The organism is Megasphaera sp. DISK 18 (assembly GCF_001682955.1).
GTDB classification, from domain to species: Bacteria; Bacillota; Negativicutes; order Veillonellales; family Megasphaeraceae; genus Megasphaera; species Megasphaera massiliensis.
In genome coordinates this window covers 13,940-27,917 of record NZ_LUGJ01000017.1, presented here as the reverse complement: position 1 = coordinate 27,917, position 13,978 = coordinate 13,940, and the positions used below count along the sequence as shown (strand labels likewise).

The 13,978-nt window shown below is 50.7% G+C and carries 15 protein-coding genes and 1 other annotated feature; of the genes, 14 read left to right on the top strand and 1 reads right to left on the bottom strand.

From position 1 onward, the window contains the following. The first annotated feature begins 114 nt into the window (after positions 1–114). The 14 genes from A0U42_RS03855 (at position 115) to A0U42_RS03790 (ending at position 13,439) form a co-directional block, all read left to right on the top strand. Positions 115–1,086 carry a C-terminal binding protein gene (locus A0U42_RS03855; RefSeq protein ID WP_044505435.1) on the top strand — a complete coding sequence of 324 codons (972 nt, stop codon included), beginning with the start codon at positions 115–117 and terminating at the stop codon, positions 1,084–1,086. A 24-nt stretch (positions 1,087–1,110) separates the two neighbouring features. Next, positions 1,111–1,920, top strand: a complete 810-nt coding sequence (locus A0U42_RS03850; protein ID WP_065359942.1) for a polysaccharide deacetylase family protein — start codon at positions 1,111–1,113, stop codon at positions 1,918–1,920. A gap of 22 nt (positions 1,921–1,942) precedes the next feature. Next, complete coding sequence (locus A0U42_RS03845) at positions 1,943–2,887, top strand: phosphodiester glycosidase family protein (protein WP_044505437.1); 945 nt, start codon at positions 1,943–1,945, stop codon at positions 2,885–2,887. An 11-nt stretch (positions 2,888–2,898) separates the two neighbouring features. Next, on the top strand, positions 2,899–3,801 hold the full coding sequence (locus A0U42_RS03840) for a hypothetical protein (protein WP_065359941.1): 903 nt from the start codon (positions 2,899–2,901) through the stop codon (positions 3,799–3,801). 10 nt (positions 3,802–3,811) lie between these two features. Further along, the gene (locus tag A0U42_RS03835; RefSeq protein ID WP_176698844.1) at positions 3,812–4,147 is read left to right on the top strand and encodes a hypothetical protein; all 336 of its coding nucleotides are present in this window, start codon (positions 3,812–3,814) and stop codon (positions 4,145–4,147) included. 35 nt (positions 4,148–4,182) lie between these two features. Next, positions 4,183–4,683, top strand: a complete 501-nt coding sequence (locus A0U42_RS03830; protein ID WP_065359940.1) for a hypothetical protein — start codon at positions 4,183–4,185, stop codon at positions 4,681–4,683. A 248-nt stretch (positions 4,684–4,931) separates the two neighbouring features. After that, positions 4,932–5,735, top strand: a complete 804-nt coding sequence (locus tag A0U42_RS03825) for an amino acid ABC transporter substrate-binding protein (RefSeq protein ID WP_044505440.1) — start codon at positions 4,932–4,934, stop codon at positions 5,733–5,735. 147 nt (positions 5,736–5,882) lie between these two features. Continuing rightward, complete coding sequence (locus A0U42_RS03820) at positions 5,883–6,533, top strand: amino acid ABC transporter permease (RefSeq protein WP_044505441.1); 651 nt, start codon at positions 5,883–5,885, stop codon at positions 6,531–6,533. A gap of 15 nt (positions 6,534–6,548) precedes the next feature. Continuing rightward, the gene (locus A0U42_RS03815) at positions 6,549–7,316 is read left to right on the top strand and encodes an amino acid ABC transporter ATP-binding protein (RefSeq protein WP_065359939.1); all 768 of its coding nucleotides are present in this window, start codon (positions 6,549–6,551) and stop codon (positions 7,314–7,316) included. A 155-nt stretch (positions 7,317–7,471) separates the two neighbouring features. Then, complete coding sequence (locus A0U42_RS03810) at positions 7,472–8,914, top strand: hypothetical protein (RefSeq protein WP_044505443.1); 1,443 nt, start codon at positions 7,472–7,474, stop codon at positions 8,912–8,914. 3 nt (positions 8,915–8,917) lie between these two features. Further along, positions 8,918–9,913: a UDP-glucose 4-epimerase GalE gene (gene galE / locus A0U42_RS03805; RefSeq protein ID WP_065359938.1), complete on the top strand. Its 996-nt coding sequence runs from the start codon at positions 8,918–8,920 to the stop codon at positions 9,911–9,913. Between the two features lie 133 nt (positions 9,914–10,046). Beyond that, positions 10,047–10,469, top strand: a complete 423-nt coding sequence (locus tag A0U42_RS03800; RefSeq protein WP_065359979.1) for a hypothetical protein — start codon at positions 10,047–10,049, stop codon at positions 10,467–10,469. A 19-nt stretch (positions 10,470–10,488) separates the two neighbouring features. Further along, positions 10,489–11,589 carry a type II secretion system protein GspD gene (locus tag A0U42_RS03795; RefSeq protein WP_065359937.1) on the top strand — a complete coding sequence of 367 codons (1,101 nt, stop codon included), beginning with the start codon at positions 10,489–10,491 and terminating at the stop codon, positions 11,587–11,589. 97 nt (positions 11,590–11,686) lie between these two features. Then, positions 11,687–11,957 (top strand) — a binding site (T-box leader). A 45-nt stretch (positions 11,958–12,002) separates the two neighbouring features. After that, positions 12,003–13,439, top strand: a complete 1,437-nt coding sequence (locus A0U42_RS03790; protein ID WP_255304100.1) for a sodium:solute symporter family protein — start codon at positions 12,003–12,005, stop codon at positions 13,437–13,439. Positions 13,440–13,443: 4 nt separating this feature from the next. Here A0U42_RS03790 and crcB read toward each other — a convergent pair whose 3' ends face one another. Beyond that, on the bottom strand, positions 13,444–13,824 hold the full coding sequence (gene crcB / locus A0U42_RS03785) for a fluoride efflux transporter CrcB (protein WP_065359936.1): 381 nt from the start codon (positions 13,822–13,824) through the stop codon (positions 13,444–13,446). Positions 13,825–13,978: the final 154 nt, after the last annotated feature.

Here is a 13,978-nt window from a genome sequence, read left to right as displayed (position 1 = left end):
TTGACAACTCCGTCAAGGTCGGCGGGAATACTTGATAATTGACGATTACATGGTATATAATTAGATGTATCTTTATGTCTAAATGATTTTGGTTATAGAAAAGGGGCTGTGATAATGTATCACATAAGTGTTTTGACAGGACGTCAGGATGAAGATGATTTTGGAGAGAGACTGCGCGATGTAGCGCGCGTTGAATATTGTCCTCCGGGAGATGAAGATGAATTAGCCGACAGGCTGCATGATGCCGAGATTATTATCTGCCATGCCGAACCGATTACGGCTTCACTTCTTGAGGAATTGGATGACTTGAAACTCATTGTCGTCTTATCGACTCGGTCTGATAATGTCGATATAAAAGCGGCGCACGAAAAGGGCGTCATGGTCATCAATAATACTTCCTATTGTGTCGACGACATTGCCGATCATGCCTGCGCTATGATCTTGGCTTTGATTCGACAGCTGCCGGAATATCAGAGTGATATCCGGACCAACAGCCGTTGGGAATTCGGCTCTATTCCCTGGCCCCTGCACCGGGTCAGTAAAAATCTTATTGGTCTCGTCGGGTTTGGCCATGTCGGCCGTGCCGTTGCTTCAAGATTGCAGGCCTTTGGATGCAAAATCCAGGCTTACGATCCCTTCGTCAGTGAAAAATTCATGATGGAAAGCAGCGTCCGCCCTGTCGATTTTGATAAACTTCTTCAGACTAGCGACGTCGTATCACTGCACATGCCGCTGAACGAATCGACACGCTACATTTTTCAAGATGAACAATTCGAAGCTATGAAGAAAGGTGCCATGTTCGTCAACTGCTGCCGCGGCGGCTTAGTTGATGAAGCGGCCCTGTACCATGCCGTCGATGACGGCCATATCCGCAGTGCCGCCCTCGATGCCCTGTCGACAGAGCATCCGAGTCCGATGCTGCTCAAAATGATTGCCCGGCCGGAATTTTTACTGACGCCGAGCGTCAGCTTCCATTCCGTTGAAGCGATGCGTGATATCCGCGACGATGCTGAACGCTATATCCGGCTGTTTCTGGCCGGCCACTATGATGAATTGCCCGTAGTAACCTTGCGGGACAATGAATGATCTTGATGAGAGGGGCTGTACGATTTGCGCATCTTGAAATTAGCCTGTATGGCTCTGTTGAGCTGCCTTATACTGGCAGGCTGCGCACTGGACAATAAAAAGGTCGATGCACCTGCGGCGGAAAAGAAACCGTCGCAGGAAGTTGCTATGGCTGTACCGAAAGAGGGGATTCCCGTTCTGATGTACCATATGATCGGCGACGTTCCGGATAATGACGCCGTTCTGTTGGAGTCCCACTTTCGGGAGCAGATGAAATTTTTGAAAGATAACGATTTTCATCCCCTGACCATGGATCAGCTTTACGACTACTTGGCCCATGGCAAACCGGTGCCGGTACGGCCTGTTGTCCTTACCTTTGATGACGGCTATCCCGATACGTACCGTATCGTCATGCCTATTTTAAAGGAATACGGTTTTGCCGGGACGGTTTTCGTGCCGACTTATGACACGGACCAGGGGACGCGCATCAATTGGCAGCAGGTCAAAGAAATGCAGGCTTCAGGCCTTACCATTGCGTCGCACAGCTATCGTCATGAACGGGCAACGGAGATGACGGGGAACACCTTTGCCGACGAGATTAAAAAGAGTCAGGCTGAGTTAAAAGAACAGCTCGGTATTACCAATGAATACTTCTGTTACCCTTATGGCGGCTATACCCGGGAAGCCGGTGAGGTCTTAAAGGCAGCCGGCATTAAATTGGCCGTGACCATGGACCCGGGCTGGGCAAAATATGGGGATAACCTGTATGCCGTCAAACGGATTTGGATCGGCAACGCTGTCGACATTGAAAACTTCAAGCAGCGCGTTACAACACCGCAATACGAAGAACGTTAACTTTATTTTTTCGAGGTTACATATGAGGAAACACGTAAAAGAAATCGGTAAGTTTTTTATCTTTATCGCCATTTTTTTCTCTCTGACATCGCCTTTTGTCGTCCTCTTCGGACCCTTCGACAATTTGAAGCGGACGGTTGTGGGCGCTATTTTGAAGAGCCGCCATCCGCAGTACATTACGTGGCTTTTTACGCAGCAGGAAATTGATGAGATCTTAGGCGGTATCAGCTCGACGCCGAAGCAGGAGCTGTTTAATTTCAAAGCTCGCACGGATACGACACTTACCCTGAAAAATATCGATTCCAGCCGATTTAAGGGCTTCCTGTTGGAAGTCCCCGATCCCCATCGCCTGCAGGTTGCAACGGCGGAAAATATGGATGAAAAAGGCGATACGACGAGCGGCATTGCCGAACGCGTCGGTGCCGTAGCGGCTATCAATGCCGGCGGCTTCTATGATGCCAATGGGACCGGAACGGGCCGTCAGCCTTACGGCTTCATTATTCACGATGGAAAATATCTCCTCGGTCAGAACTCTTCTGACGATGAAACGAATGAATTTGTCGGCTTTACTTCCGGCGGCAACCTCATCGTCGGGAACTATTCGAAAGCCGAACTGCGAGAAAAGGACGTCGTCGAAGGCATCTCCTTCGGACCGGCGCTTATCGTCAACGGGGAAAAGATGATTACCAATGGCGATGGCGGTTGGGGCGTCGGGCCGCGCACGGCCATTGGCCAGCGTAAGGACGGTACCGTACTGCTTCTGGTCATTGACGGTCGTCAGCCCGGATATTCTGTCGGAGCGACCTTGCGTGACCTTCAGAATATCATGTATGAAGAAGGGGCCGTCATTGCAGCCAACCTCGATGGCGGATCCAGTTCGACGTTGTATTACAATGGAAAAGTCATCAACAAACCGGCGGACCTCTTGGGTGAACGCATGATTCCGACGGCGTTCGTCGTCAAGTAGGAGGGCAGGCTATGAAATTTCGAAAGTTTATTGGCGTCTTTATGCTTGGTATTGCCGTCCAGGCCGGCATTTATATTTATTTAGACCAGGTCTTGTTTGCGCCGACGTCGGACTTCCAAATCGGCGGGACGACTCAGCAGGAGGCCATGGGAGACGGTACAGAAACGAACGGCCGCAGCTTCTATTCTTATGATAAGCGCTTCATGGCGACTATTCTCGATGATCAGGTTACCATCTATGAAGCCGGGAAAAAGAACGATCCCCAGCGCATCAATCTGCACGGCCGCAACGTCTCTTTCTTTGAATGGCTTCCGGACCGTAACCTAGCTATTTTTGCGACCTATGGCCGCGACAATAAGACCGGGGAATACGGTGTTTACATTGCCCAGTACAATCCAATCTATCCGGACCGGGAGTTAGATACGCCCATTGAAGATGCACCGGCAGACAGCAAAATCGTCGACGTCGCTTATTCGACGGCGACCAATGTCGTTTACATGAAACTCGAAGTTGGGGAAGACCGTTATCGCATTTATCGAACCGATGCCAACTACGATACGCGGCGTATTCACGTCCAGGCTGAAAATATCGGCCGCATCGCCGTCTTCTACGATTCGGATACCTTCTTCTACGATAACCTCCGGACCGGTGTCGTGTACATGCTCGACGGGGCTACCAGCAGCTGGCGCGAAATTTCGCCGAGCGGTAATTTCAGGCTCATCGGTCTCGACGGCCAGGAAATTTACATCGCTGAAATGAACCGTGACGACAAAGTCATTGCCGCTTATCGGGGCCGTTTGGGCGTAGGATTTAAGAAAATTGCTACCTATCGGACACCGGAAGACTTCAACAGCATCACGCTGAACAGTATGCATGAAGCGTCGGAAAAGTCGGATAAAATGGAAAAGGAATAGGTGATTGACCTTGGCAAAACATAAGATTCCTAAGAATCGTTCAATTGAAGATATGTTCAAAGGGGTTCAGGAAGAAGATACCTTTGAAACGATGGGTTGGGAAGATGATGACGCCAGCCCTCGCCGTCAACCTGTCCGAAAATCAGATAAGAAACAGACGGCCGGCGATTTTCGCCGTCAGTTCTTTACCGATGATCTTCAGGAAAAAGTAGGATCCATCCTCCTCGATATCAAGATGGCCTATTTTAAAGACGGTGTCGGTGATATCTCCCTGGAAGTCGTGAAGGATGGCCGCAACGTCGTCATTAAAACGGCTCCCAAGACCAGTAAAAAGCTGCGTAAATAGCTTTGCCGCCGCTTGTCGTTGAAGGAGGCGTGGCCATGGAAAAAAAAGACCTGGAAAAACAGTTTCGCTGCGGCCCTATTACGGCGGCTTATGAAAATTCAAAATGGTTTTCCGGATTTATGAAAATCTTGTTTCTCTTAGTGGCCATTTACTTTTTCTGGCTTATGATGGGGGAAACACGCCTCGTCGAACATCTCGATAACTGGGCCGTTCTTGCCTTTTGTCTGTGGCGCATCCACCGGCAAAGCGACGTCATGTGCTACGTGGCGGAAAAAGGCATTATTGTCCGCCGGCAGTTCCGGTCGCTTCACGAATTTTATGATGACCAGTTTCATACCGATCGCAGTCTGGTATTCCTTCCGTATAAGGATATCTTTGTTATCGGCGATACGTGGCAGGAAATCCAGTTGGGGCAAGCCGAAGAAGGGGGACTCGTCGTACTTCCCGTCCGTCTCCAGTTTCTGTCGAAAAAGAGCAAACAGCAGATCATCGACACCATCAAGGATATGCAGGATAAGGACGATGATGAGGTGTAAAGGGCAATTTATTCAGAATATGCATTGATCAGCATGGAAACATGCTGATTTTTCATGATTAAAACCCTTTATCTTTTTAACGAAATAAAGTAAAATATGTCATATACATCAAGAGACGGTCTGTCCTTTGTAATTACACCGCCCATGATGAATTAGTAAGGGAAACTCACAGGCTTTCGGATGGAGGGCCGGGAAGGGAGTTTCTGACAGCCTTTAATCGTTATGTTACTCTGTAAGGAGGAATTTACATGAATTGGAAAAAAATATTGGCTGCCGGTGCGTTAACGGCAGCAGCGGCTGCATTACTCGTTGGCTGCGGCACGGATAACAGCAGCCAGGCAGAGCAGAAACTGCCGGATAAAATCGTCATCGGCCTCGATGATAACTTCCCGCCTATGGGTTTCCGTGATGAAAGCGGCAACCTTGTCGGTTTCGATATTGACTTGGCTCAGGAAGCGTCTAAACGCCTCGGCGTCCCCGTTGAATTTAAACCAATCGACTGGGACAGCAAGGAAGCAGCTCTTAAGAGTAAGCAAGTCGACCTCTTGTGGAACGGCCTGACCATTACCGACGAACGGGCTCAGCAAATTGCCTTTTCTAAGCCTTATATGCACAATCAGCAGCTTCTCGTCGTCCGGACCGATTCGCCGATTACCAATCGTGAAGGCCTGGCCGGCAAAATCTTAGGGACTCAGGAAGGCAGCAGCTCCATCAATGCCTTGGAAAAGAACATGGACTTCCAGAAATCCTTGTCCGAAGTCAAGAAATACGGCGATTTCGTCAATGCCTTTATGGACCTTGAAATCGGCCGTATTGACGGTGTCCTCGTCGACAGTGTTGTAGGCCGGTATTATATGACCAAGAAGCCGGGTCAGTTTAAAGTCATTGATGACAAAATGGGTGACGAACAATTCGGCGTCGGCCTGCGTAAAGATGACAATCTGCTGCGGGATAAACTCAATGATGTCTTGAAACAGATGAGTGAAGATGGTACAATGACTAAGTTGTCCCAGAAGTGGTTTAACGAAGATATTACCATAAAAGTACGGTAATCGGGAAAGATGTACGAAAAACAACCTTTCGGTCAGATGACGCTGACAGCTCCCCGTCGTGGAGAGGTCCCCGGCATGGACGGAGAGGTTGTTTTTCCGTGTTGCACACTGCCTGTGTGAATCGCCGTGCCTGAAAAAGGAGCCAGCATGGATTATTTAATTCAGATTGTGCCTGCCGTCGCAGCAGGCCTGAAAATTACACTGCAAATTTTTGTTATTACCATCGTCTTGAGTCTGCCCTTGGGTATCCTCATGGCCGTTGGCCGCATTTCTAAGATAGCCATCCTGCGAAAGACCATGTATGCCTATATTTATGTCATGCGTGGTACGCCGCTGATGCTGCAGATCTTGTTCATCTATTACGGACTGCCTTTTATCATCGACGGCTTTACCCTGCCGGCTTTTCCGGCGGCCATCATCGCCTTCGTCTTTAACTATGCCGCTTACTTTGCCGAAATCTTCCGCGGCGGAATCCAGTCCATCGACCGCGGCCAGTATGAAGGAGCCAAAGTTCTGGGGATGACCTATATTCAGACCATGCGCCGCATTATCCTGCCTCAGGTCGTAAAACGGGTTTTGCCGCCAGTGTCCAATGAAACGATTAACCTGCTCAAAGATACGTCCCTCGTCTACATCCTGGCCATGAACGACATCCTGCGCATTACGCGGTCCATCGTTCAGCGCGATTTCGATACGACGGCCTTTTTAGTTGCTGCTGTATTCTATTTATTCTTTACGTTTATCCTGACCAAAATTTTCGGTTATCTGGAAAAACGCTACGCCGTCTATGATGAATAAGGAGGACGTCTTGTCATGAGTTTTATTGAAATGGACCATATCCGAAAGAGTTTCGGGAATTTGGAAGTATTAAAAGACGTCTCCCTCCATGTAGAAGCGGGGGAAGTCGTTTCTATCATCGGCCCGTCAGGAAGCGGTAAGAGTACCTTTCTGAGATGCCTTTGCCAGTTGGAAACCATCAACAGCGGCTCTATCGTCGTCGACGGCAAGACCATGGCCAGTACGCCTGCCGGGAGCCAGCGTGCCGTCTATGCACCGGCTGCCGACGTTCGGGCTATCTGTCGCCGCATGGGCATGTGCTTTCAGCACTTCAACTTGTTTCCGCACATGACGGTGTTGGATAACATCTTGGAAGCGCCTCGCGTCGTCAAGAAGATGAAGACCGAAGAAATCATGCCTCAGGCCGAGGAACTGCTTAGAAAGGTCGGCTTGTGGGAAAAAAGAGACACCTATCCGTCCCGCCTTTCCGGCGGTCAGCAGCAGCGTGTGGCCATTGCCCGCTCTTTGGCGATGGACCCGGATATCATGCTCTTTGACGAACCGACCAGTGCCCTTGATCCGGAATTGACCGGTGAAGTTCTGCGCACGATACAGCAGTTGGCTGATGAAAACATGACCATGATCATCGTAACCCATGAAATGGCTTTTGCCAAAGAAGTGGCCGACCGGGTTATTTTTATGGCTGACGGCATTATTCAAGAACAAGGTAAACCGGAAGACGTCTTTGAACATCCGCAAAATGAACGGACACAAAGCTTCCTTCAGTCGATGCTGCGGTTCTAAGCAGAACATCGTGCTGTCTTTAAAGCCCCGTACAGGGGCTTTTGGTTTACATGGGGCATTCAGTGCCCCGCAGGTGGCATAGTATACCCATTCTGTGCTATAATGATTTCATACGTGAATAAGACATTATTCTATCGAAAGGTAGTGAAGTGAACATGACACAGTTAAAATTACGTTCAGGCTTTACTTTTGACGTAACCAATCTTTATGGCCCTCAGGCCGTCACGGAAGCAGAGGTAAAGGACTTTTCACCGGTCTATACCAAGGCTCATGAAGCGGTGATGAACATGCGCAAGAACGGCACCATGCCGGGACATCTCTCCAAAGACGGAGAACCGGAAGCCGTTCTTTTTACGCAGCTGCCGTATATTGAAGATGGCAACATCAACAGCCCGGAACGTATTTTTGCCCTTGAAGAATTGGCTCGGACGACGCGCAACCGCGTCGATGCCGTCGTATTCTTGGGGATTGGCGGTTCCTATTTGGGCGGGAAAGTTTTGTTTGACGTTCAGTGCGGTGAATTTTGGAATTTAAAGAGCACGGAAGAACGCAATGGCTTCCCGAAAGCCTTCTTTGCCGGCAATAATGTTGACTCTCATAAAATGGCAGGCCTTATTCAATTCTTGAAAAATGACAGCCAGACGAAGCCGAACTATACGGTAATGGCCGTTGTCATTTCTAAATCGGGCTCGACAATCGAACCGATGTCGAACTACATGGTCTTGAAAGAAGCTATGAGCGACGCCGGCATTGCCCTTGAAACCGTAGCCGTTACGGACCCTCACGACGGCGGCGATAAAGAAACGCTGCTTCACGGTCTGGCTAAAAAATCGGGCTGGCCTATTTTCTACGTTCCCGATGGCATTGGCGGACGATTCAGTGTCTTTTCTGAAGTCGGTCTCATCGTAGGCGCCTTGACCGGTTTCAGCATCCGTCAGTTCCTTGACGGTGCCCGTGATATGGATCACGCTTGCCAGAATCCGGATATTTGGAAAAATCCGGCCCTTCTCAACAGTGTCCTTAAATTCCTGGCCGGTAAAAATCATGGCCGCAGCCTGGAAGTTCTCATGCCCTATGCCGACAGCTTGAAATCCTTGTCGGAGTGGTATATTCAGCTCTTGGCTGAATCCCTCGGCAAGCGCCTTGACAAACAGGGCAATGTCGTCAACTATGGCCGTACGCCGATCGTGGCTGTCGGTACGACGGACATGCATGCGCAGACCCAGGAACATCAGGAAGGCCCGCAGGATAAAGTCGTCCAGTTCGTCTCTGTCGAAAACTGGCCCGATGACGTTACGGTACCTCATCTTTACGACGAATATCCGAAATTGGCCGCTTTCAGCGGTTTGCCTCTCAGTCAGATCTTAGAAGCTGCTCGCAGCTCCAACGCCGAAGCCCTTGCCGGTGACGGCCGTCCCAGTGCCAACTACATCATGCCGGCCATCACTCCGTATCATTTGGGTGAATTGATGTTCATGCTCTGCCTGTCCATTGCTTATGAAGGCGAATTTGCCAATGTCGATGCCTTCAATCAGCCCGGCGTCGAAGTATACAAGAAATTCCTCGGCGGCCGCCTGAAAAAACTGCAGGAAGGTTAAGCTATGAATGTATTAGTTACCGGCGGTGCCGGCTATATCGGCAGCCATACGGTGAAGGCCCTGCTTCAAGAAGGCCATAAGGTCGTCGTCATTGACAACCTGTCCCGCGGCCATCGGGCAGCCGTCCCGGAAGAGATCCCCTTTTACGTCGTCGACATCCACGATATTGATGCGTACGCCGGATCCTTGAAGACATTGAACATCGATGCCGTCATGCATTTTGCGGCCCATAGCCAGGTTGGCGAATCGATGGAAAATCCGACCATTTATTACGATAATAATGTCGTAGGCTCATATTGCCTCCTTGAAGCTGTCCGTCAGGCCAAGGTCAAATACTTCGTCTTTTCGTCGACGGCAGCTGTTTATGGCGAACCGGAAAAGACGCCGATTACGGAAGATATGCCCTACCAGCCGACCAATGTCTATGGCCAGACCAAGCTCATGATTGAAATGATGTTGGCTCAGTTCAGCCGTGCTTACGGGCTGCACTATGTAGCTCTTCGCTACTTTAATGCTGCAGGAGCTGATGGCAGTGGTGCCATCGGGGAAGATCATACACCGGAAACGCACCTCATTCCTTTGATTTTGCAGACCGCTTTGGGACAGCGTGACAGCATTAAAATTTTCGGCACAGACTATCCGACGCCGGACGGGACTTGTGTTCGTGATTATATCCACGTCACCGATCTTGCCGATGCCCACGTACGCGTCCTTCGCTACTTGTCGGAAGGCGGCGAGTCGCAGTACTTTAATCTGGGGTCTCAGAACGGCTTCAGCGTCCGGGAAATGATTGAAGCCGCCAAGAAGGTTACAGGTCGTGATTTTAACGTGGAAGAAGCACCGCGTCGTGCCGGCGATCCGGCTGTGCTCATTGCCGGATCGGAAAAAATCCGCCGCATCACAGGCTGGCAGCCGACACACAGTAAAGTAGAACAAATTATAGCCGATGCCTGGCATTGGCATCAACACCATCCGCAGGGGTATGGCGATAAAAAATAGGGGTTTATCGGTCCTGCAAAAGGTGGGGAACGGTATCGTTCAACGTCGCAAGACTTGGCTTCCCTATGTGGGGATACTTGTCTGCCTTGGCGCTGTTTGGTTTTTGTGGGAAGAGCCCCAGGGACAAGTAAACATGAAACGGGATGCCTCTCAGCAGCAAGCTGAGAAGCATCCCGTTTTTGATACGCCGGAGAAGGAGGCTGAAGGAAGCCTCGTCTACGACGTAAGGCCGGCGATACAGTATAAGCCCCTGCCTGATTTATTTGGCGGCAGTTTGCCGAAGAAAGCTGTCGCCGCGGAACCAAAAGGGGGACCCGATATGTCACCGACTGCGAAATCGGTAAAGACAACGGAATACGTTCAGCCGCAATGGACCTTGCCCACCGTTGGCGGGTCGATTCATCACGGGAAGGCTCACCTGGTCCTGTTGCAGTGGCAGGGCCAGTCGGCTGCCTGCGCTGCCGGAGAATCCTGGCAGGGCTGGTATATTGCTTATATCAACCGCCAAGCTGTAGGGCTTATGCGTGACGGAAAACTTTGGGAGATTCGCTTGTGAGGGGGAGAAAGGAAGTGTCATGAAGTTTTATACTAAAGCCTGGGCGGCAGCTGTCTGTTGTTTTCTGCCCTTTCAGGCGGCTGCCATCGATATTCAGGTGAGGGATGTCCCCGTTCGGACCGTTCTCGAAGGACTGGCACGGTCGGGACAGATGAATCTTATCGTCGATGACAGTGTAGAAGGCACACTCACGATGACCCTGCGGGATATTACCGTCGAAGAGGCCCTGCAGGCGATTGCGGACAGTAAAGGACTCTATTACGATGCATCCGGGCCGATACGGACGATTACCGGCCCTCATACCGGAAAGCGTGTAAAAACGTTTCATACATGGCGGCTCCGCTATGCCGATCCTGAAACGGTAAAGGAAGCCGTTGAGGCAGCCGTCCCTGAAGCCGACGTACGCTGGCACGGCGATACGAATACGGTGGTCGTCGGCGGAACCGCACAGACTCAGGCGGCGGTACAGGCCTTGGTCAAGCGACTCGATGTGCCGCCGCGGCAAGTCGATGTGTCCGTTGAAATCGCTTCCATCGATGACAGCCTGTTGAAGCAGACCGGTATCGAGTACAATTGGTCGACCGTTGAAGGCGGCGCCGCTCACAGTATTTTTTCCCTGTCCGGGACGATTCATGCCTTAGAAGAACGCGGTAAGGCGAAAATCTTAGCCCGGCCCCATATCGTAGCCAGCAATGGCAGAGAAGCTCATATCCTCATTGGCGATAAGATTCCCGTTCAGACCGAGCATCGGTCCGGACAGGAGACGGCTATCAGTACGACCTATGAAGATGCAGGCATTAAATTGACTTATACCCCTCAAGTTCATCCGGATAATTCGGTGACGGCGGATTTATTTGCCGAAGTCAGCACGCCGGTCTTTGTCCCCGAACTGAAGGCTTACCGCATTGCGACCCGTCAGGCTCGGACGACGGTGCGCCTGCAAGAAGGCCAGCCTCTCGTTATCGGCGGCCTCATTCGCCGTGAAGACCTTGAGCATTTTCGAAAAGTCCCGATTTTGGCAGACCTGCCTTTAATCGGAAAATTATTCCGCTATCATTATAAGTCGCATAAGAATACAGAAATCGTTTTAATCTTGAAATCGCAGGTATTACCGGATTAGTACGACGTTTTACGTGGTTTTCGTCGGTTTTTATGAAAATATTCTCTTGACTTTCATTTATTTTCCGGTATAATCATTATCAACAATTAATTTCCTGATAACAGTTGTGACGGAAAAAAGTAAGGCCTTTAAACTTTTCAGAGAGTATCCGGGCGGTGTGAGGGTACAGGCGATGAGGTCTGAAGTTCATTCCTGAACTGTACGGCTGAACTGTAGTAGGCTGTACCGGGGCGGCTGCCGTTATACGGCCATGAGTTGATCGATTCAAGATAAATAGGGTGGTACCGCGGATTTTTCCGTCCCTGGGTGCCACCCTTTTTTTGTTCTATCGATAAATTGGGTGGTACCGCGACGTCGTCGTCCCTTTTTAGGGGCGATTTTTTTTTCGGGAAATTAGGAAGAGAGGAGTTTTTATGATGGGAACAACAGGAATTCAAATCGTTATTATTTTAGCTTATATCGGCGTACTTTTCGGTATCAGCTGGTATGTGAAGCGGCGGGCTGCGGATTCTGCCGAAGCCTATGTATTGGCCGGCCGCAAACTTACGACGCCTCTTATTATGGTATCCATCGTCGGCCTTGCCGTCGGCGGTGCCTCGACGATCGGCGTTGCCGAACAGGCTTATAAAGTCGGCTTGTCCGCCGGCTGGTATACGGCAGCCTGGGGGATCGGTGCCATTGTCATGGGATTGACGGTCGCCAAGAAGTATCGGCGTCTCAATATTACGACCGTTCCGGAACTCCTTGAACGGTATTATGATCGGCGCAGCATGGTGGCCGGCATTGCCTGCCAGGTTTTGGTACAGCTCGTCGTCATGAGTCTTCAGTACGTAGCCGGCGGCGCCGTCCTGGCAGCCCTCATGCCGGATATTTTCACGCCGGTTACGGGGATGTTCACCAGTGCCGTCGTATTCATCGGGATTACCCTTATCGGCGGCATGTGGTCGGCCAGTCAGTCTAATATCCTTAACGTAACTTTGCAGTACGTCGGCATTACTGTTGCGGCCTTCCTCATCGTGGCGATGGCCGGCGGTATCGATGTCGTAGCCATCCAAGCACCGTCCATGACGTCTATGGATTTCTTCAGCGGCGTGGGACCGATGACGATTGTCACCTGGATCGTCGTCTTGATTACGGTCAATATTTCCCTTCAGGCCATCATCCAGATTTCGCTGGGTGCCAAAGATGTGCAGACGGCCCGCAAAGGCTTTGTCATCGGCGGCCTGGTCATGCTGCCCGTCGGTTTCGTAGCGGCCTTGCTCGGCGTCATTGCATCAGAAATGTATCCTTCTATTTCACCGACAACGGCCTTGCCGCAGCTCATCATGTCGCTTAATCCTTGGATTGCCGGGATTACCTTGGCTTCTTTGTGGGCCGCTGACGTCAGCACGGCCTGCAATTTGCTCTTATCGGCAGCGACGCTGTATTCTCACGATATTCATAAGCAGTTCATTGATCCGCAGATGTCGGATAAGAAGTACATGGCCGTCACCCGTATTTCGGTACTCCTGTTGGGAATCCTTACGCTGGGCTTTGCCCTTACCATCAGCGGCATCATTTCGACGCTCATGGCGGGCTTGTCACTCATGACCGCTTTTGCCGTCATCGTCCTCATGACGATGTATGCGCCGGCTTACTGCTCGCGCCAGGCGGCCTTCTATACAATCATGGCTTCGATCATCGTCCTCATCGCCTGGATGGTCATTCCCGCGGTTCGGATTCTGCCCCATGTCATTTATGCTGAATGGATCGTTTGCAGTGTGACCTTCTGCGGTATCAGCCTGGTCTCGAAGAAAGCCATTTCAACGGAAGGGCTGGCTGAAAAGGTCAGCGCTCCGGCCCAGCATTAAAGGACTACTGCCAGAAGGCGTTGCCGACGGCAAATCCGAGCCAGCAGCAGAGGAAGCCGCCGATGACGTTGAGTGAAAAATAGGCCGCTGCCGACATTAGGTCGCCGGTGCGGACGAGGGTCAATAGTTCCATGTTGTACGTCGAAAAGGTCGTAAAACCACCGAGGATGCCGGTTACGAAAAAGAGCTTGACCGTCGGCGGAAGGCTTGACATCTGTGTGAAGAGTACGAAGAGGAGGCCGATGCAAAAAGACCCGATAGTATTGGCCAGAATCGTTCCGTAAGGGAGACTGACAGCGCCGTAGCGAATGGTCAGTTGAGTGATACCGTAGCGCAAGGCCGAGCCGATACCGCCGCCGAGGGCGATGAAGATAATTTTTTCCATGAGATTCTCCTTATTATCCATTTTATAAAATACACTAATCTATGTCTTTTATAAGATAGCACGATGTTCCCTTTAGAGCAATGTTTGGGATTGACGATTCGATTGGCTGTTGGCTCATTGACACAATCTGTGATACAATATAGGATACCTAAGA

Excerpts from the sequence above, each read along its gene's own strand:
- A0U42_RS03795 (WP_065359937.1), top strand. The coding sequence starts at position 10,489 with ATGAAGTTTTATACTAAAGCCTGGGCGGCAGCTGTCTGTTGTTTTCTG.
- A0U42_RS03840 (WP_065359941.1), top strand. The coding sequence starts at position 2,899 with ATGAAATTTCGAAAGTTTATTGGCGTCTTTATGCTTGGTATTGCCGTC.
- A0U42_RS03820 (WP_044505441.1), top strand. The coding sequence starts at position 5,883 with ATGGATTATTTAATTCAGATTGTGCCTGCCGTCGCAGCAGGCCTGAAA.
- galE (WP_065359938.1), top strand. The coding sequence starts at position 8,918 with ATGAATGTATTAGTTACCGGCGGTGCCGGCTATATCGGCAGCCATACG.
- A0U42_RS03855 (WP_044505435.1), top strand. The coding sequence starts at position 115 with ATGTATCACATAAGTGTTTTGACAGGACGTCAGGATGAAGATGATTTT.
- A0U42_RS03825 (WP_044505440.1), top strand. The coding sequence starts at position 4,932 with ATGAATTGGAAAAAAATATTGGCTGCCGGTGCGTTAACGGCAGCAGCG.
- A0U42_RS03810 (WP_044505443.1), top strand. The coding sequence starts at position 7,472 with ATGACACAGTTAAAATTACGTTCAGGCTTTACTTTTGACGTAACCAAT.
- A0U42_RS03800 (WP_065359979.1), top strand. The coding sequence starts at position 10,047 with ATGAAACGGGATGCCTCTCAGCAGCAAGCTGAGAAGCATCCCGTTTTT.
- A0U42_RS03830 (WP_065359940.1), top strand. The coding sequence starts at position 4,183 with ATGGAAAAAAAAGACCTGGAAAAACAGTTTCGCTGCGGCCCTATTACG.
- crcB (WP_065359936.1), bottom strand. The coding sequence starts at position 13,824 with ATGGAAAAAATTATCTTCATCGCCCTCGGCGGCGGTATCGGCTCGGCC.
- A0U42_RS03790 (WP_255304100.1), top strand. The coding sequence starts at position 12,003 with ATGATGGGAACAACAGGAATTCAAATCGTTATTATTTTAGCTTATATC.
- A0U42_RS03815 (WP_065359939.1), top strand. The coding sequence starts at position 6,549 with ATGAGTTTTATTGAAATGGACCATATCCGAAAGAGTTTCGGGAATTTG.
- A0U42_RS03845 (WP_044505437.1), top strand. The coding sequence starts at position 1,943 with ATGAGGAAACACGTAAAAGAAATCGGTAAGTTTTTTATCTTTATCGCC.